Origin of the sequence: Pseudoalteromonas sp. RW-H-Ap-1 (genome assembly GCF_048318575.1) — a bacterium.
Taxonomy (GTDB): Bacteria; Pseudomonadota; Gammaproteobacteria; order Enterobacterales; family Alteromonadaceae; genus Pseudoalteromonas.
The window spans coordinates 2,734,305-2,749,772 of the sequence record NZ_CP166996.1 but is presented as its reverse complement, the minus strand read 5'-3'; the positions used below and the strand labels follow the sequence as shown (position 1 = coordinate 2,749,772).

The following is a 15,468-nucleotide window of genomic DNA, read 5'->3' as shown; positions in this document are numbered from 1 at the left end:
AGTAATGGCGGTATTTTGACAGCACTTTTAACCACTAATCGGTACATTCAAAGCCTTCCAAAGTATTTAACGCTTTGTGAGCACAATTACGTACGCCTTTTAAAACTACTGCCTCATGAGCAAGTGATTGGCAATGTAAGAGAAATTAAATTAGGGCACAGTGAATTTGCAATTCACATAGATGATAGTGCTAAGTACACACTTGATGTTTCTATTAAACAGTTAAATGGCATGCTCGTTGGCATTGCACCGCTGTATTTAACGGTACGTTTGTACAATGATGCGAAGGTGGCTGAAATTGTTCATCATGACTACCACCAACGAATTAAGCCTTCTTATGGTTACCCTAACCCAAAAATGCATCAAAAAGATGAAAAGTATCAGTTAAATGCTTTTTTGTATGACTGGTTGGTAGCGTGTGTTGAAAGAGGTCAATCAACACTTAATTGGGATGTAAATAATGGCTTGGTTTGATGACATCTATTATTTTGAACAAACTACGCTTCGAATTGCACATCTAACTGATTGCCACCTTTTTAGTGATAAAGATGCTGAATACTTTGGCGTTAATACCGCTGAACATTTTGTTAAAGCATTGGCTGATATAGCAAAGCAGCAGCCGGATGCGTTGATATTTGGTGGTGACCTAACACAAGATCACAGCTTTAATTCGTATTTATTATTTGCAGAACTTATTCATAATAGTGACGTTGATTGCCCGGTATTTTGGGTGCCTGGTAACCATGATGAGATTGAACAGCTTAATTTAATTAGTGGCGGGCAAATACAACACGCTAAACACATAGTGGCGCAAGGAATTGAGCTAATATTAATTAACTCTAAAGGTGATACACCAGCAGGGTGGGTTAGCGCCACACATTTAGATGAAATTATGGCGTGCTTAGTTAATTCAAGCAATCGCCACATTGCATTTTGTCATCATAACCCATTGCCTATTAATGGCTACCTAGATAAACATATGCTAGAAAATGGGCCGCAATTATTAAATTTATTAGTTAATAATGGCTGCGTTGATGCGCTGTTTCATGGGCACGTTCACAATGACTACCAACAGCAGTTTAGAGGGCTTAATGTGTACGCCACTCCTGCAAGTTGCGTGCAGTTTAGTAAACACAATGAGACTTGGCAGCAAGAAAATAAAGGGTCAGCTTATCGCATGCTGTATTTAAATGCTGAGCAACAACAGCTGCACATACACTCGGACGTGGTATGGTTAAACGGGTAATTTATATTCACGGTTTTAATAGCTCTGAAAAATCATATAAAGCTGTGCGCTTTGGTGAGCTTATGGCACACTATGATGTTGATTATTGTGTGCCGCGCTTAAATCATGAGCCTGTAGAGGCTATTATAGCGCTTGAGCAACTATTAACACCGAATACCGTATTATTGGGCAGCTCGTTAGGTGGTTTTTTTGCCACGTATTTATCGCAGCGTTATCAAATTCCTGCAGTGGTAATTAATCCTGCCGTTGCCCCATATACATTATTAGAGCCTATACTTGGGCCTAATTATAATCCGTATCAAGATTATAATTACCAATTACAAACTCGTCATATAGATGCGTTAAAAGCATTAACGGTGACAGAGTTAAAACACCCTGAGCTGTTATATTTATTACAGCAAACAGGGGATGAAGTGTTAAATTTTCAGCACGCAATAAAGTATTACTCACAATGTAAACAGTTAATTGAATTTGGCGGCGATCATAGCTTTAATGGCTTTGAACGAGCTTTTTCAAGCATTGTCGATTTTCTTAAAATCAGATATTAGCGTATATAAAGATAAAAACTATGACTCAACAAAATTATAACGCCGAAGCCATTGAAGTACTTAATGGATTAGAGCCGGTAAAACGCCGCCCTGGCATGTATACAGATACCACAAGGCCAAACCATTTAGGCCAAGAGGTTATTGATAACAGTGTTGATGAAGCAATGGCTGGGCACGCAACACGCATTGATGTCATTTTACATGAAGATAATTCGCTTGAAGTGAGTGACGATGGCCGAGGTATGCCAATTGACATTCACCCAGAAGAAGGTATTCCAGGAGTTGAGTTAATATTTACTAAGCTGCATGCCGGCGGTAAGTTTTCAAACAAAAACTATCAATTTTCTGGTGGCTTGCATGGCGTAGGTATCTCGGTCGTTAATGCACTATCTACCCGCGTGGAAGTAACGGTTCGCCGTGATGCACAGCAATTTAGAATGGCTTTTGAGCATGGCGATAAAGTTGAAGATTTAAATGTGATTGGCTCAGTGGGTAAACGCAACACCGGTACTACTGTTCGTTTTTGGCCAGACACCAGCTATTTTGACTCTGCTAATTTTTCTTTGACTAAGCTTAATCACTTATTAAAAGCCAAAGCGGTTTTATGCCCAGGTTTGCGTATTAAGTTTGTAAATAAACAAACGAAAGAAACCCAAGAATGGTTTTATGAAACAGGCTTAAAAGATTACTTAATTGAAGCCGTTAAAGGTTACGAAATACTACCTAAAGACCCATTTGTGGGTGAGTTTTCAAGTTCTATTGAAGGCGCTGATTGGGCGGTAGTATGGATGCCTGAAGGTGGTGAGTCGATAGCCGAAAGTTATGTAAACTTAATTCCTACCGCGCAAGGGGGCACCCATGTAAATGGTCTGCGCCAAGGTTTACTTGAAGCAATGCGTGAATTTTGTGAGTTTAGAAATTTATTACCACGTGGCGTAAAGCTCACCCCAGATGATATTTGGGAACGTTGTAGTTATGTGTTGTCGGTTAAAATGCAAGACCCACAATTTGCAGGACAAACCAAAGAGAAACTCTCATCACGTTCATGTGCTGCGTTTGTATCGGGTGTAGTAAAAGATGCCTTTAGCCTATGGCTAAATGAGCACACTGACACCGCAGAGCTACTTTCTGAATTATGTATTTCTAATGCACAGCGTCGCTTACGTGCGGCTAAAAAAGTAGTCCGTAAACGAGTAACATCAGGTCCAGCATTACCGGGTAAGCTTACCGACTGTAGCGCTGCGGATAATGACCGTACAGAATTGTTTTTAGTAGAGGGTGATTCTGCAGGCGGCTCGGCAAAGCAAGCACGAGATCGTGAGTTCCAAGCAATTATGCCGCTAAGAGGTAAAATTTTAAATACTTGGGAGGTTGAGTCAGGGCAAATTTTGGCCTCTCAAGAGGTGCACGATATTTCAGTTGCGCTAGGTATAGACCCAGACTCAGCCGATATGTCGGGACTACGTTATAATAAAATTTGTATATTAGCGGATGCTGACTCCGATGGACTGCATATTGCCACCTTACTATGTGCCTTATTTGTGCGACATTTTCCACAGTTGGTTAAAACCGGACATGTGTATGTTGCTATGCCACCGTTATTTAGAATTGATATTGGCAAAGATGTTTACTATGCGCTGGATGAAGATGAAAAAAACGGCATTTTAGCGCGCATAGAAGCAGAAAAAAAACGTGGCAAAGTAAACGTACAACGCTTTAAAGGTTTGGGTGAAATGAACCCGCTACAATTGCGTGAAACAACCATGGACCCAAATACTCGCCGTTTAGTACAGCTTACTCTTGATGAAGAGCAGCAAACGATGGAAATGATGGATATGCTACTCGCTAAAAAGCGCTCATCAGATCGCCGTCAATGGTTAGAAGATCACGGTAACAAGGCACAAGTTTAATAAGCCTTTGGGCTTAAAGCAGGAGAGGCAAATGAATAAGTTATTTAGCACACTGTTGTTACTCGGCTTAATATCATCGCCAGTGATGGCGAAAAATATACTCGACAAGCTGACGGTTGCACCGGGTTTTGAAATCAGCTTATTTGCTGATGATGTTGAAAATGCCCGGCAAATTGCAGTATCAAACAGAGGTATAGTGTATGCAGGGTCGCGTAAGGCGGGTAATGTATATGCACTGATTGACCATAACAGCGATGGCGTTGCTGATAAAAAAATAGTGATTGCAGAGGGGTTAAATATGCCCTCGGGATTAGCAATTAAAGGCGGCGACTTATATGTCGGTGAAGTGCACCGTATTATTCGTTTTAAAAATATCGATAAACACCTCAAAAATCCTGAGTATGAAGTGTTTTATAGCGATTTACCGTCAGAGCGTCACCATGGTTGGAAGTTTTTGCGCTTTGCACCAAACGGCGAGCTGATAATTCCCGTGGGCGTACCGTGTAATATTTGTGAAGAAAATGCTCGCTTTGGCCGTATTTTTTCGTTAAATACCGACACCAAAGAAATAACGACCTTAGCCAAAGGTGTACGTAATACGGTGGGTTTTGACTTTCATCCGAGTACGCAAATGCTATGGTTTAGCGATAACGGCCGCGACATGATGGGGGATGATATTCCTCCCGATGAGCTAAACCGAGTCACTAAGGAAGAAGAGCACTTTGGTTTTCCATACGTGCATGGTGGCGTTATTGTTGATTCTGAGTTTGGTGAAGGCAAAAATATTGCTGATTACACTCAACCTGCATTGGCATTGGGGGCGCATGTTGCGCCACTAGGTATTCATTTTTATACCGGCAAACAGTTCCCAGATAGCTACAAACAACAGTTGTTTGTTGCTGAGCATGGTTCATGGAATCGCTCCAAAAGGGTCGGTTATAAAGTGGCTGTGGCAACCATAGAAAATGCCAAAGTAACTAAATATACGCCATTGATCACCGGCTTTATGCAAGACGAAACTACATTTGGACGCCCTGTTGCATTTGCACAATTAAATGATGGCAGTCTATTGGTAAGCGATGATTACGCTAACGTAATTTACCGCGTAAGCTATAAGAAAAACTAGGTAAGCTTTAATGAGTGATACAGATACCTTGCTAATGCAAGGAATTGAACAGCAAACAATGGGGCGTTTTACCGAAGACGCTTATTTAAATTATTCAATGTACGTGATCATGGATCGTGCCTTACCGCACGTTGGTGACGGCCTAAAACCCGTTCAGCGTCGTATTATCTATGCGATGAGTGAATTGGGGTTATCGGCAAGTGCTAAATACAAAAAATCAGCCCGTACCGTGGGTGATGTATTAGGTAAATACCATCCTCATGGTGATAGTGCCTGTTATGAAGCCATGGTACTTATGGCGCAGCCGTTTTCTTATCGCTACCCGTTAGTTGATGGTCAAGGTAACTGGGGGGCTGCAGATGATCCTAAGTCGTTTGCGGCAATGCGTTATACTGAAGCGCGTTTATCTAAATTCTCTGAAGTATTACTTAAAGAGTTAGGCCAAGGGACCGTTGATTGGACGCCAAACTTCGACGGCACCATGGATGAGCCTTTAGTATTGCCATCGCGCTTACCGCATATATTACTTAATGGTGTCACCGGTATTGCGGTAGGTATGGCAACCGATATACCGCCGCATAACGTGCGTGAAGTAGCCAGTGCCTGTTGTTTATTACTTGATAAACCAAAAACAGAACTCGAAGAGTTACTGGATTTAGTACATGCGCCAGATTACCCAACTGATGCTGAAATAATTACGCCAAAAGCTGATATTCACAAAATTTATAAAACTGGCCGTGGCTCAATTAAAATGCGCGCTGTGTATTGTGAAGAGCAGGGCGATATAGTTATTACTGCGTTACCGCATCAATGTTCGGGTGCAAAAGTACTTGAGCAAATTGCAGCGCAAATGAATGCTAAAAAGTTGCCGATGGTTGCTGATTTACGTGATGAATCTGATCATGAAAATCCGACCCGCATTGTGATTGTGCCGCGTTCAAACCGAATTAAAGCTGAGCCATTAATGGCACACTTATTTGCCACCACCGATCTTGAAAAAAATTACCGCGTAAATTTAAATATGCTCGGCTTAGATGGCCGTCCACAGGTTAAAGATTTACGGAGTATTTTAACTGAGTGGTTAACCTTTAGACGCGAAACGGTACGTCGTCGCTTGCAATATCGACTTGATAAAGTGCTGGCACGATTACATATTTTAGAAGGTTTACTAGCTGCCTTTTTAAATATTGATGAAGTCATAGAAATCATCCGCTCTGAAGATAAGCCTAAACCAATATTGATGGAACGCTTTGATTTAACAGATATTCAAGCAGAGGCCATTTTAGAATTAAAACTTCGTCATTTAGCAAAACTTGAAGAGTTTAAAATTCGTGGTGAGCAAGATGAATTGGCGAAAGAGCGTGACAAATTAGAGCAAACACTGGGCTCAGACCGTCGCATGTCGACCTTATTGAAAAAAGAAATTCAAGAAGCCGCAGAAATGTATGGTGATGATCGCCGCTCGCCAGTGATTGAGCGTGTAGAAGCTAAAGCACTAAGCGAAAAAGATTTAATACCATCAGAGTCAGTAACCGTGGTGTTATCAGATAAAGGCTGGGCACGTGTTGGTAAGGGGCATGACTTAGATGTGGAAGGATTAAATTACCGCGCTGGTGATGGCTATAGAGCATCAGCGAGAGGTAAAAGTAATCAACCAGCGGTATTTTTAGATTCAGCAGGGCGTGCATTTGCTACTGATGCTCATAGCCTCCCTTCAGCGCGAAGCCAAGGCGAGCCAATGACAGGGCGCTTTAACTTAACCTCGGGCGCCAGCTTTGAGCATGTAGTTATGGGTGAAGACGCTCAAGTGTTGTTAATGGCCTCCGACGCTGGTTATGGCTTTATTACTGACTTTAAAGATTTAGTGAGCAAAAACAAAAACGGTAAAGCGTTAGTGAGTGTGCCAAAAGGTGGTGTATTACTTTCGCCAATTCGCGTTAACGACGTGGCTACTGACTACTGTATGGCGATTTCTAACGAAGGGCGGATGTTGTTATTCCCACTGCGTGACCTACCTAAGCTAGGTAAGGGTAAGGGCAATAAAATTATTTCTATTCCGGGTGCGAAAGTGCAAGCCCGCGAAGAGTTTGTAAAAGTATTAGCTGTTGTACCACAAGGCAGTAGTGTTACGCTGCATGCAGGTAAACGTAAGCTGACCCTTAAACCAAGCGACCTTGAGCACTATCATGGTGAGCGAGGGCGCAGGGGGAATAAGTTACCTCGTGGCTTACAGCGCGTTGATGAAGCTGTGGTAGAGTTAACACCGCAGCAAGTAGATGAACCAAGCTCAGACGCAGAGCCAAGTTAATCCTGAGATCAAATTAGATGAAATTAGAAAACGGCTTACCTAGGTAAGCCGTTTTTTTATGACTGTTTTATTTCAGCGCACGCTTGTGCGCTATTTTCTCGTCTACGCAACAAAATAACGTTATAATAGAGCAATACATGATTGTGGTTATATTGGAGAGGCGCATTTGCTAGCTGTTATACGTATTTTAATAATGCTGTTGTTTATATTGTTAAGTTGTTTTTTTGGTTTGTTATTATCAATATTTAGACCATTTCATCCTAATAATGTGCACGTTATTGCAAGTTGGTTTGGTTCAGTGGCTAAAATGCTTGGGGTTAAATTAGAACTAAAATATCATCCCGATGCGCTTAAGGTGGGGCCTGCTGTGTATGTAGCGAATCATCAAAATAGCTACGATTTATTTACTATTCCAGCGATGGTGCCAAAAAATTGTGTGAGTGTTGGCAAAAAAAGTCTGAAGTGGATCCCATTTTTTGGTCAGCTTTATTGGTTGTCGGGTAATATTTTAATCGACAGAGCAAATCGCTCTAAAGCGGCAGGCACTATTTCTAAAGCAGCGGCTAAAATAAAACAAAAAGGCTTATCGGTGTGGATGTTCCCTGAGGGGACGCGTAGTTATGGTCGTGGTTTACTCCCCTTTAAAACCGGTGCGTTTCATACAGCAATGAGTGCAGAGGTACCTGTTGTGCCAGTATGTATGAACACAACCGATAAAACCATTAAACTAAATCGCTGGGATAATGGTACAATTTACATTGAAATGTTAGCCCCCATAGCACTTGATAACAGTATCAGTGCACGTGAACATGCTAAAAGTGTGCACAGCATTATGGCTGCTAAAATAACAGAATTAGATGCTCAAGTGAGAGAGAAATAATGGAAAACTGGCGTGAAATAAGTGAAGACATCGTAACTTCATTACTTGAAGATGGTTCCGATCCGGAAATTCTTTATGAAGTAGAACACCACTTTGTATGTGAAGACTTTACTAAGTTAGAACAAGCTGCACTTGCTGCGTTTAAACTAGGTTACGATGTAGAAGAGCCAGCAGAACTTGAGCTTGAAGACGGTGAAAAAATTTGGAGTTTTGACATTGTTGTTGAAGCCGAATTAGATGTTGACGTTATAATGGAAGACGTTGATAAACTTGCACAGCTTGCTGTTGAATGCGACGTAGAATACGATGGTTGGGGCACTTACTTTCAAGAGTAAGGGTGTCCCGTCCTGAAATAGGTTGACGGTTTTAATGAAAGACTTGGTGCGAAAGCGCCAGGTCTTTTTTATGCACTTGATTTGGTGTTTTCATATTCAAACTTAAGTGCGGTCGCATTTCATTGTATATAAATATCGATTCTTCAACGAGCTCTTTTAACTCTGCCATATTACGACATTTATACAGTAGAAACTCTTGTTTTAATATCCCGTTAATACGCTCAGCTAATGCGTTTTGATAACAGTCATATCCATCGGTCATAGATGGCCTAATTCCCTCCTTTAATAGCATACCTTGATATACTTCAGAGCAATATTGTAAACCTCTATCTGAATGATGAATAGCATCACGTTTATACACCCGCTGCTTAATCGTCATCTCTAACGCTTTGACTACATCAGTTGCCTTCATTTCATCACTGAGCTCATAACCCATTATTTTTCGACTATAAGCATCAGTGACTAACGACAGGTAATGCACGCCTTGCGATGACTTTACGTATGTAATATCACTAACGAAGACTTCCTCGGCCGCAGTAGGTTTGTATTCTTTTAGTAAATTGGGATGCTTGTGCATCCAATGATTACTATTTGTTGTTTTAGTGTAATTTTTCTTTGGTTTTACAAGCAAGTCATGCTCTCTCAAATAGTCAAAAAAACAATCTCGGCCTAGTTTAATGTCACGCTCTTGCAGCTCTGGCTTTATCATCAGATAAAGTTTCTTCCCACCAATACGAGGCATGAATTGCCGCCAATACATCACTAACTCTTTGACTGGCTTCAACGCTTTATTCCGAGAATCTATTCTGCGCATAGCTTGATAGTAACCTTGTCGCGTTATGCCATATGCACGGCATAAAGGAGTAAGCTTTACTTGCTGGTTTTCTTTTGCGCGCGTGATAGCTCGGATATGTACTTTTTTCGCAAACCCGCTCCATATTCTTCATCCATAATATTAATCATTTCATCTTTGATTAAATCCTTTAGGCGTAACTCCTCTACCTCGCGCTCTAAACGTTTAATTTTTTGTGCTGGGGTTTCTTTTGATTTAGGCATGTTGGCTATATAAGTTGGTTTAGACCAATCTAATTTACCATGTTTTCGCAGCCATACCAGAACGGTGCTACGACCTTGAATACCGTAATGACTTTGCGCCTGTTTATATGTGAAGTCGCCTTTTTCTACTTGCTCAACAATGGATAATTTAAAGCCTAATGTATAATCTCGTTGAGTACGCTTAACGTCTTTAGTTTTAGTGGTTTTCATAAAATAAGTCCTAAATGTGTAAACACATTTCAGGACAAGACAGGGTTACCAATGCAAAAGGCGAACAATTATGTTCGCCTTTTTTGTGCTGTTAGATCTGTATTGTAATTACAGCCACTTTTTATTTTTAAAGTAAATACCAATCCCACCAGTCAAAACAACCAAAAACACCACAAATGCGGTAAATGCATAGGGACTATCTGTGCCAGGTATACCGCCAACATTGACCCCCAATAACCCAGTTAAAAATCCCAGTGGTAAAAATAAAGCAGCCACCACCGACATCACATACATACGCTGATTTAATTGCTCAGACACTTGGTTAGTAATGGTTTGCTGAATAACGAGTGCACGCTCTATTGAACTATCGAGCTCTTCTAAATAGCGAATAAGTAAATTGGTGGTTTCATTTAGCTTGGCTTTATCATCGTCAAACAGCCACGGGTAATGATTATTAACCATGTTGCTGAGTGCTTCTTTTTGCGGTTTTAAGTAACGTTTTAGCGCGATTGTTTGGCGGCGAAGTTGCGACAAGCCTTGGTTATCAAACTTTTTACTAGGCTCATCAATTTCTTCTTCAAAATCATCTAAGCTTTCATCTAGTTCATCTATTACCGTTTGCATACGTGAAGTGAGCTTTTGCGCTAAGCTACACACTAGTTCAGAAATACTGCTTGGCCCCTCATTATTATTTAACGAGGTTAGAATATCTTGCACTGATAATAATCGGCGCTTACGGGTAGTGATCACCACGTCTTTATTAATAAATAGGCGAATAGACACCATGTCTTCAGGGCTTTGCGCTGGGTTTAAATTGATTCCACGTAAAAACAGCATATGGCCATTCATTGTAGGAGTAATGCGAGGACGTGTTTCATCTGCGGTGAGTGATTCAAGTTCGTAGTCGTTTAATTGGCCGCAGTTTTTTAACCAATCAACGGCTTCTTTTTGACTGTAATCCATATGTACCCACAGTTTTCCATCAGTAGGTTGCCATTGATGTAATTGTTTACTGTTTTCTATTGGGCGAGCGCCGCCTTGTTCATCAAGAATAAGCGCATGAAGTAAGCCGTTAATCATAATAATTTCTCATTGATAGTATGTTTTTAATACAGTTTTACTGTAGTGTATTTAACTTAGCTTTACTTTGAAGAGTTAAGCAACAAAAAGTTATTTTTTAGCCTATGGTTAAGTGTACACATTAGAGGGCATTGTTAACCGAGTAAACTTAAAAGATCAATCAAATCGACTTATCGAGTGGATGAATTTATTTTGCTGGTGTTTTATTAGCGGTAGCGTATAAAACACTTTTTTACTAAGGGCGCATTTATGACGACAAAAATAACAGTTGGTTGGCGTGAGTGGTTAAGTTTACCCGAGCTAGGTATCGAGCAAATTAAAGCAAAAATAGATACTGGTGCGCGTACTTCCTGTATTCATGCAATTAATATCGAAGAGTACGAAGTAGATGGCGAAAAGTGGGTTAAATTTACAGCCCAACCATTGCAAGAAGACGAGCAAACGCAAATTACCTGCAATGCCAAAGTTAAAAAAATGAAGTACGTTACCAGCTCTAGTGGCCAAAAAGAATTGCGTTACTTTATTGAAACTACATTGCATGCAGGCGAATTTAGTTGGCCAATAGAAATTACATTAACAAGTCGTGCGTCAATGAAGTTTAGAATGTTGTTAGGGCGCACAGCAATGGAAAATCGTATAGTCGTTGATCCGGCTTTATCACACTTATTATAAGGATTCGTTGAGTAGCAAATGCACTTTCATGTGCTTACTCAACATAATTTAGTTAAGGTTTTAACTATGAAAATTGGTATTTTATCTCGTAACAAAAAATTATATTCAACGCGTCGTTTAATTGAAGCTGCTGAGGCGCGCGGACATGAAGTGAAAGTTATTGATGCGTTACGCTCTTATATGAACATAAACTCAGAGCAACCTGAAATTCATTATCGTGGTGAAAATCTAAAAGATTTCGATGCTATCGTGCCACGTATTGGTGCATCGGTTACATTTTATGGTTGTGCTGTATTACGCCAATTTGAAATGATGGGAGTGTTCCCTGTTAATGAATCTGTGGCTATTTCTCGCTCTCGCGATAAATTACGTTCTTTGCAATTACTATCACGTAAAGGTGTAGGTATGCCGGTTACAGGCTTTGCCAGCAAGCCCGATGACGTAAAAGATTTATTAGAAATGGTAGGCGGCGCACCGGTCGTTATTAAGTTACTTGAGGGTACTCAAGGTATTGGTGTGGTATTGGCTGAAACACGTAAAGCAGCTGAAAGTGTTATTGAAGCATTCATGGGTTTAAAAGCCAATATCATGGTGCAAGAGTACATTAAAGAAGCCGGTGGTGCAGACATTCGTTGCTTTGTATTGGGCGATAAAGTGATTGCTGCGATGAAACGCCAAGCACAAGAGGGCGAGTTCCGCTCTAATCTTCATCGTGGTGGTAGCGCTACACTGGTACGTATTACCCCAGAAGAACGTAAAACAGCGGTTGCTGCAGCAAAAGCAATGGGTTTAAACGTTGCTGGCGTTGATTTACTCCGTTCATCTCGCGGCCCTTTGGTTATGGAAGTAAATTCATCGCCAGGCCTAGAAGGGATTGAAGTGGCAACTGGTAAAGATATTGCGGGTATGGTGATTGATTTCATCGAAAAAACGGCCTCAGTGAAAGGAACAGCAACTCGTGGCAAAGGTTAAAATTAACCGACCTTTCACCCTGTTAGGTGAAAGCATTGGTGTAGGTGAACGTAAAACACTCGCACTAGAAGCTGCAAAGCTTTATACCCATTCACCGCTTAATATTCCTATTGAAGTGGTTAACGGTGTTATGGAAGGCCCTGTATTGATGGTCTGTGCGGCAATACATGGCGATGAGCTTAATGGGGTTGAGGTTGTGCGCCAGTTACTGGCTAAGATCGATCCTAACCAGTTGCGTGGCACATTAATAGCGGTGCCGATTGTGAATGTATTTGGTTTTATTCATAAATCTCGTTACTTGCCCGATCGCCGTGATATGAATCGAAGTTTTCCTGGCTCTGAACGTGGTTCGTTAGCAGGTCGTATGGCGTATATGTTTTTTAACCAAGTCGCTGTGCATTGTACGCATATTATAGATTTGCATACGGGGGCGATTCATCGTACTAACTTACCGCAAATACGCGCTAATTTAGCCGATGAAGCTACAGCGCAAATGGCTAAGGCTTTTGGCACACCTGCGGTTATTGATGCGTCGTTACGCAATGGCTCATTGCGCAGTGAAGCGGCTAATTTGGGCATACCCGTTATTACCTATGAAGCCGGTGAGGCGCTGCGCTTTGACCCGATTGCGATTGCAGCGGGAGTACAAGGGGTTGATTATGTTATGCGTCATTTAAAAATGATGCGCGGTAAACGACCAAAAAAACTACCTGAGCCGATTATTGCTGGTTCAACAAGTTGGGTACGTGCTGAGGTTGACGGTATAGTAAGAGCGCAAGTATCGTTAGGTGAACGTGTCACAAAGGGGCAAATACTGGCGTATATAAGTAGCCCATTAGGTGACTCTGAGCTTGAATTACTCGCTCCACGTAGCGGTATTATTATTGGTCAGCAAACCATGCCTTTAGTAAATGAAGGCGATGCCGTATTCCACATTGCTTATTTTGCACATGCAAATAGCCTGGTAGAGCAGCAGCTAGAAACGTTTATTGATGAGATAAATGATTTAGATGATGAACTGAAAACGGCTGAGCTGAATAATTAACTTCACCCGTAAGAATTAAAAAAGCCGCTTAAGTTTATTTGAAGTGACCCCATAAAGTTGGACTCATTTCTAAGCGGCTGCCAAGGCCTGATTTCGATACTGTATCGGACTCAGGCCTTTTAGTTTCAGTTTAATACGCTCATTGTTGTAATAGTGGATATATTCTTTAATGTTTTCAATAAGATCATTCACGTCTTTAAACGTTTCGTTGTGGTACATCTCGCTCTTCAATATGCCGAAGAAGTTCTCAGCAACCGCATTATCTAAACAATTTCCTTTTCTAGACATACTTTGTTGCAATCCTTTTTCCTTAAGGTGATTTTGATATTGTTTGTTTTGATATTGCCACCCTTGATCTGAGTGTACAACTGGCTTTTCATTTGGCTTCAACCTAGCAGTTGCTGTTTTAAGCATGTCAGTTACCAAAGGGAGTGCAACGGATTTTCTGACTTCGTAACTGATTACCTCTTGGTTGAATAGGTCAATCATAGGCGATAGATATACCTTCTCATTATCCACTTTAAACTCCGTCACATCCGTCACCCATTTTTGATTTGGCTTCTGCGCAGTAAACTCGCGGTTAAGCGTATTTTCTGCGATTTTACCCACTTCACCTTTATAGGATTTATAGCGCTTAGGCCTTACTTTTGACTTGAGTCCTAACTCATTCATCAACCGTTGAACGCGCTTATGATTAACAAATACTCCCATTGCTCTCAGGGCACTCGTAATTCTGCGATAGCCATATCGCCCTTTATGCGCGTGATAAATATCACGTATTTTTACCAGTAAATCATTGCTTGCACAGGGTTGCTTACAAGTAGTGCGATGATAATAGTAAACACTCTTTGGCAGCCCTGTCGCCTTTAAAAGGTGTCGTAAGCTATGCTTTGCCTTGAACTCTTCGACGACTATCGTTTTGTCTTTGCTTTTTTCTTTCTGGCTTGAGCCAAGGCTTCTAACTTTTTTAGCACATCATTCTCAGCTCGTAAGTATGCTAGTTCTTCTCGTAACTCCTCCTCAGTCATTTGCTCTACTAGTTTTGATGAAGAAGAATTATTTGTCATGAATGGCTTACCTTTTCTCTGTGGTTTAAGACGTGATATACCATCACGAGCATAAAGCTTTTGCCATTGAAAAAGAATGCCTGGGGACGATAAATCGAAGAAAGCACTGGTATAACCGAGTGACCAACTGTTTGCTGTCATCGTTTTTAACACTTCAGCCTTAAATGCTAGAGAATAAGGTTTGTGAACAGACCTGAAGCTTTCAGCGCCATGAATTCGATAAATAGCGGTCCAATATCGGACCTGCCTATCTGTAACATTAAATCTGTTACTTACCGCCGAAGAGCTTTCAGACAAAGCGAGTTCAGCTATTTTGAGCTTGAAAGCTCGGTGATGTTTGGACATAAAAAGACCCCCAGTAATTGGAATGTCCAACTATTGGGGGTCACTTCAATTAGCTGAAGCGGCTTTTTTGTAATTGTTATTTAATTACGTGGCTTTGGGCCAATAATGCGTTTAATTTTAGGCGCTTTTGTTGGTTTTGGCTCTGTATTGAGAACTAACACTGGGCGGGTAACAAATAAGTTATTTGGATAAATCACCCTATGCCCATCAACGTGTTCTAGTAATACATTCATCAGCCCCATTTCAATAATGCGTCCTTCAATGGCATTGGCACCATCCACGATTCTAACCCAATAGCCTACACGGCAGTCATTTTGAATAAACATCAATAAAAACGCGGTTAAGTTGCTCAATAGAGACCAAGCAGCAAACAGCGCAACGCCTAACATGGCAAATAAGGAAGAACCTAATACTAATAAACCACGCAGCTCTATTCCCCAAAAAACTAATACTAAACACAACATAAAAAAGGCGAGTATTATTTTTAATAGTAACTCTGCTCGGTATTTTCTGTGTAAATCGATTTTACCTCTAATGGCTTTTTCGAGTAATTTTTTAGTTAGCTTTAACAGTAACGGAAAACTCAACAGCGCAATTACAGTTACGATTAACTTATATTGTGTGCTCACAAGCTCTAAAAGAGAGATTAATTCCAAAACGTATTCTCA

The 15,468-nt window shown here is 40.9% G+C and carries 16 protein-coding genes; 11 read left to right on the top strand and 5 right to left on the bottom strand.

Annotation, left to right across the window (positions count from 1 at the left end):
* The first annotated feature begins 15 nt into the window (after positions 1–15).
* From AB8618_RS13185 to rraB, 8 genes are all read left to right on the top strand, one after another.
* Positions 16–474, top strand: coding sequence for a DUF1249 domain-containing protein (locus AB8618_RS13185; RefSeq protein WP_055012529.1), 459 nt, complete (start codon positions 16–18; stop codon positions 472–474).
* Positions 461–1,246, top strand: coding sequence for a metallophosphoesterase (locus AB8618_RS13180; RefSeq protein ID WP_413400778.1), 786 nt, complete (start codon positions 461–463; stop codon positions 1,244–1,246). Before AB8618_RS13185 ends, AB8618_RS13180 begins: the two co-directional genes overlap by 14 nt.
* The gene (locus AB8618_RS13175; RefSeq protein ID WP_413400777.1) at positions 1,231–1,794 is read left to right on the top strand and encodes a YqiA/YcfP family alpha/beta fold hydrolase; all 564 of its coding nucleotides are present in this window, start codon (positions 1,231–1,233) and stop codon (positions 1,792–1,794) included. Before AB8618_RS13180 ends, AB8618_RS13175 begins: the two co-directional genes overlap by 16 nt.
* A gap of 20 nt (positions 1,795–1,814) precedes the next feature.
* Positions 1,815–3,704, top strand: coding sequence for a DNA topoisomerase IV subunit B (gene parE / locus AB8618_RS13170; RefSeq protein ID WP_413400776.1), 1,890 nt, complete (start codon positions 1,815–1,817; stop codon positions 3,702–3,704).
* 31 nt (positions 3,705–3,735) lie between these two features.
* Positions 3,736–4,830 (top strand): PQQ-dependent sugar dehydrogenase, encoded by a 1,095-nt coding sequence (locus AB8618_RS13165; protein ID WP_413400775.1) that lies wholly within the window; start codon positions 3,736–3,738, stop codon positions 4,828–4,830.
* Between the two features lie 10 nt (positions 4,831–4,840).
* Positions 4,841–7,138: a DNA topoisomerase IV subunit A gene (gene parC / locus AB8618_RS13160; protein ID WP_010391560.1), complete on the top strand. Its 2,298-nt coding sequence runs from the start codon at positions 4,841–4,843 to the stop codon at positions 7,136–7,138.
* Positions 7,139–7,304: 166 nt separating this feature from the next.
* Positions 7,305–8,018, top strand: a complete 714-nt coding sequence (locus AB8618_RS13155; RefSeq protein ID WP_413400774.1) for a 1-acylglycerol-3-phosphate O-acyltransferase — start codon at positions 7,305–7,307, stop codon at positions 8,016–8,018.
* Positions 8,018–8,353, top strand: a complete 336-nt coding sequence (gene rraB / locus AB8618_RS13150; protein WP_008110603.1) for a ribonuclease E inhibitor RraB — start codon at positions 8,018–8,020, stop codon at positions 8,351–8,353. The genes AB8618_RS13155 and rraB overlap by 1 nt, the downstream gene beginning before the upstream one ends.
* Before the next feature lie 31 nt (positions 8,354–8,384).
* Here rraB and AB8618_RS13145 read toward each other — a convergent pair.
* Both AB8618_RS13145 and AB8618_RS13140 read right to left on the bottom strand, forming a co-directional pair.
* Positions 8,385–9,619, bottom strand: a protein-coding gene (locus tag AB8618_RS13145; RefSeq protein WP_409423192.1) for an IS3 family transposase whose coding sequence is annotated in 2 segments (ribosomal slippage) — positions 8,385–9,268 and positions 9,268–9,619 — 1,236 coding nt in all. Because the reading frame shifts where the segments join, the coding sequence is not laid out codon by codon here.
* Between the two features lie 108 nt (positions 9,620–9,727).
* Positions 9,728–10,699, bottom strand: coding sequence for a zinc transporter ZntB (locus AB8618_RS13140; protein ID WP_010391556.1), 972 nt, complete (start codon positions 10,697–10,699; stop codon positions 9,728–9,730).
* 249 nt (positions 10,700–10,948) lie between these two features.
* Between AB8618_RS13140 and AB8618_RS13135 the strand changes: the two genes are divergently transcribed.
* The 3 genes from AB8618_RS13135 to AB8618_RS13125 all read left to right on the top strand — a co-directional run bounded on the left by AB8618_RS13135 (position 10,949) and on the right by AB8618_RS13125 (position 13,388).
* Positions 10,949–11,371, top strand: coding sequence for an ATP-dependent zinc protease (locus tag AB8618_RS13135; protein WP_010391555.1), 423 nt, complete (start codon positions 10,949–10,951; stop codon positions 11,369–11,371).
* A gap of 66 nt (positions 11,372–11,437) precedes the next feature.
* Positions 11,438–12,343 (top strand): 30S ribosomal protein S6--L-glutamate ligase, encoded by a 906-nt coding sequence (rimK, locus tag AB8618_RS13130; RefSeq protein WP_008467750.1) that lies wholly within the window; start codon positions 11,438–11,440, stop codon positions 12,341–12,343.
* Positions 12,330–13,388, top strand: coding sequence for a succinylglutamate desuccinylase/aspartoacylase family protein (locus AB8618_RS13125; protein ID WP_413400773.1), 1,059 nt, complete (start codon positions 12,330–12,332; stop codon positions 13,386–13,388). The genes rimK and AB8618_RS13125 overlap by 14 nt, the downstream gene beginning before the upstream one ends.
* 69 nt (positions 13,389–13,457) lie before the next feature.
* Here the strand turns inward: AB8618_RS13125 and AB8618_RS13120 are convergent, their stop codons facing one another.
* The 3 genes from AB8618_RS13120 to AB8618_RS13110 all read right to left on the bottom strand — a co-directional run bounded on the left by AB8618_RS13120 (position 13,458) and on the right by AB8618_RS13110 (position 15,456).
* Entirely contained in the window at positions 13,458–14,303 is an 846-nt protein-coding gene (locus AB8618_RS13120) for an IS3 family transposase (RefSeq protein ID WP_409425547.1), read from the bottom strand.
* The gene (locus tag AB8618_RS13115; RefSeq protein ID WP_409423191.1) at positions 14,300–14,800 is read right to left on the bottom strand and encodes a transposase; all 501 of its coding nucleotides are present in this window, start codon (positions 14,798–14,800) and stop codon (positions 14,300–14,302) included. The genes AB8618_RS13120 and AB8618_RS13115 overlap by 4 nt, the downstream gene beginning before the upstream one ends.
* A gap of 80 nt (positions 14,801–14,880) precedes the next feature.
* A complete protein-coding gene (locus AB8618_RS13110) occupies positions 14,881–15,456 on the bottom strand; it encodes a mechanosensitive ion channel domain-containing protein (RefSeq protein WP_409423880.1) in 576 nt (191 codons plus the stop codon).
* Positions 15,457–15,468: the final 12 nt, after the last annotated feature.

What these genes read in the sequence shown, in the direction of transcription:
- parE (WP_413400776.1), top strand. Translation starts at nt 1,815, where the DNA reads ATGACTCAACAAAATTATAACGCCGAAGCCATTGAAGTACTTAATGGA.
- rimK (WP_008467750.1), top strand. Translation starts at nt 11,438, where the DNA reads ATGAAAATTGGTATTTTATCTCGTAACAAAAAATTATATTCAACGCGT.
- AB8618_RS13140 (WP_010391556.1), bottom strand. Translation starts at nt 10,699, where the DNA reads ATGATTAACGGCTTACTTCATGCGCTTATTCTTGATGAACAAGGCGGC.
- AB8618_RS13175 (WP_413400777.1), top strand. Translation starts at nt 1,231, where the DNA reads ATGGTTAAACGGGTAATTTATATTCACGGTTTTAATAGCTCTGAAAAA.
- AB8618_RS13180 (WP_413400778.1), top strand. Translation starts at nt 461, where the DNA reads ATGGCTTGGTTTGATGACATCTATTATTTTGAACAAACTACGCTTCGA.
- AB8618_RS13165 (WP_413400775.1), top strand. Translation starts at nt 3,736, where the DNA reads ATGAATAAGTTATTTAGCACACTGTTGTTACTCGGCTTAATATCATCG.
- parC (WP_010391560.1), top strand. Translation starts at nt 4,841, where the DNA reads ATGAGTGATACAGATACCTTGCTAATGCAAGGAATTGAACAGCAAACA.
- AB8618_RS13135 (WP_010391555.1), top strand. Translation starts at nt 10,949, where the DNA reads ATGACGACAAAAATAACAGTTGGTTGGCGTGAGTGGTTAAGTTTACCC.
- AB8618_RS13115 (WP_409423191.1), bottom strand. Translation starts at nt 14,800, where the DNA reads ATGTCCAAACATCACCGAGCTTTCAAGCTCAAAATAGCTGAACTCGCT.
- rraB (WP_008110603.1), top strand. Translation starts at nt 8,018, where the DNA reads ATGGAAAACTGGCGTGAAATAAGTGAAGACATCGTAACTTCATTACTT.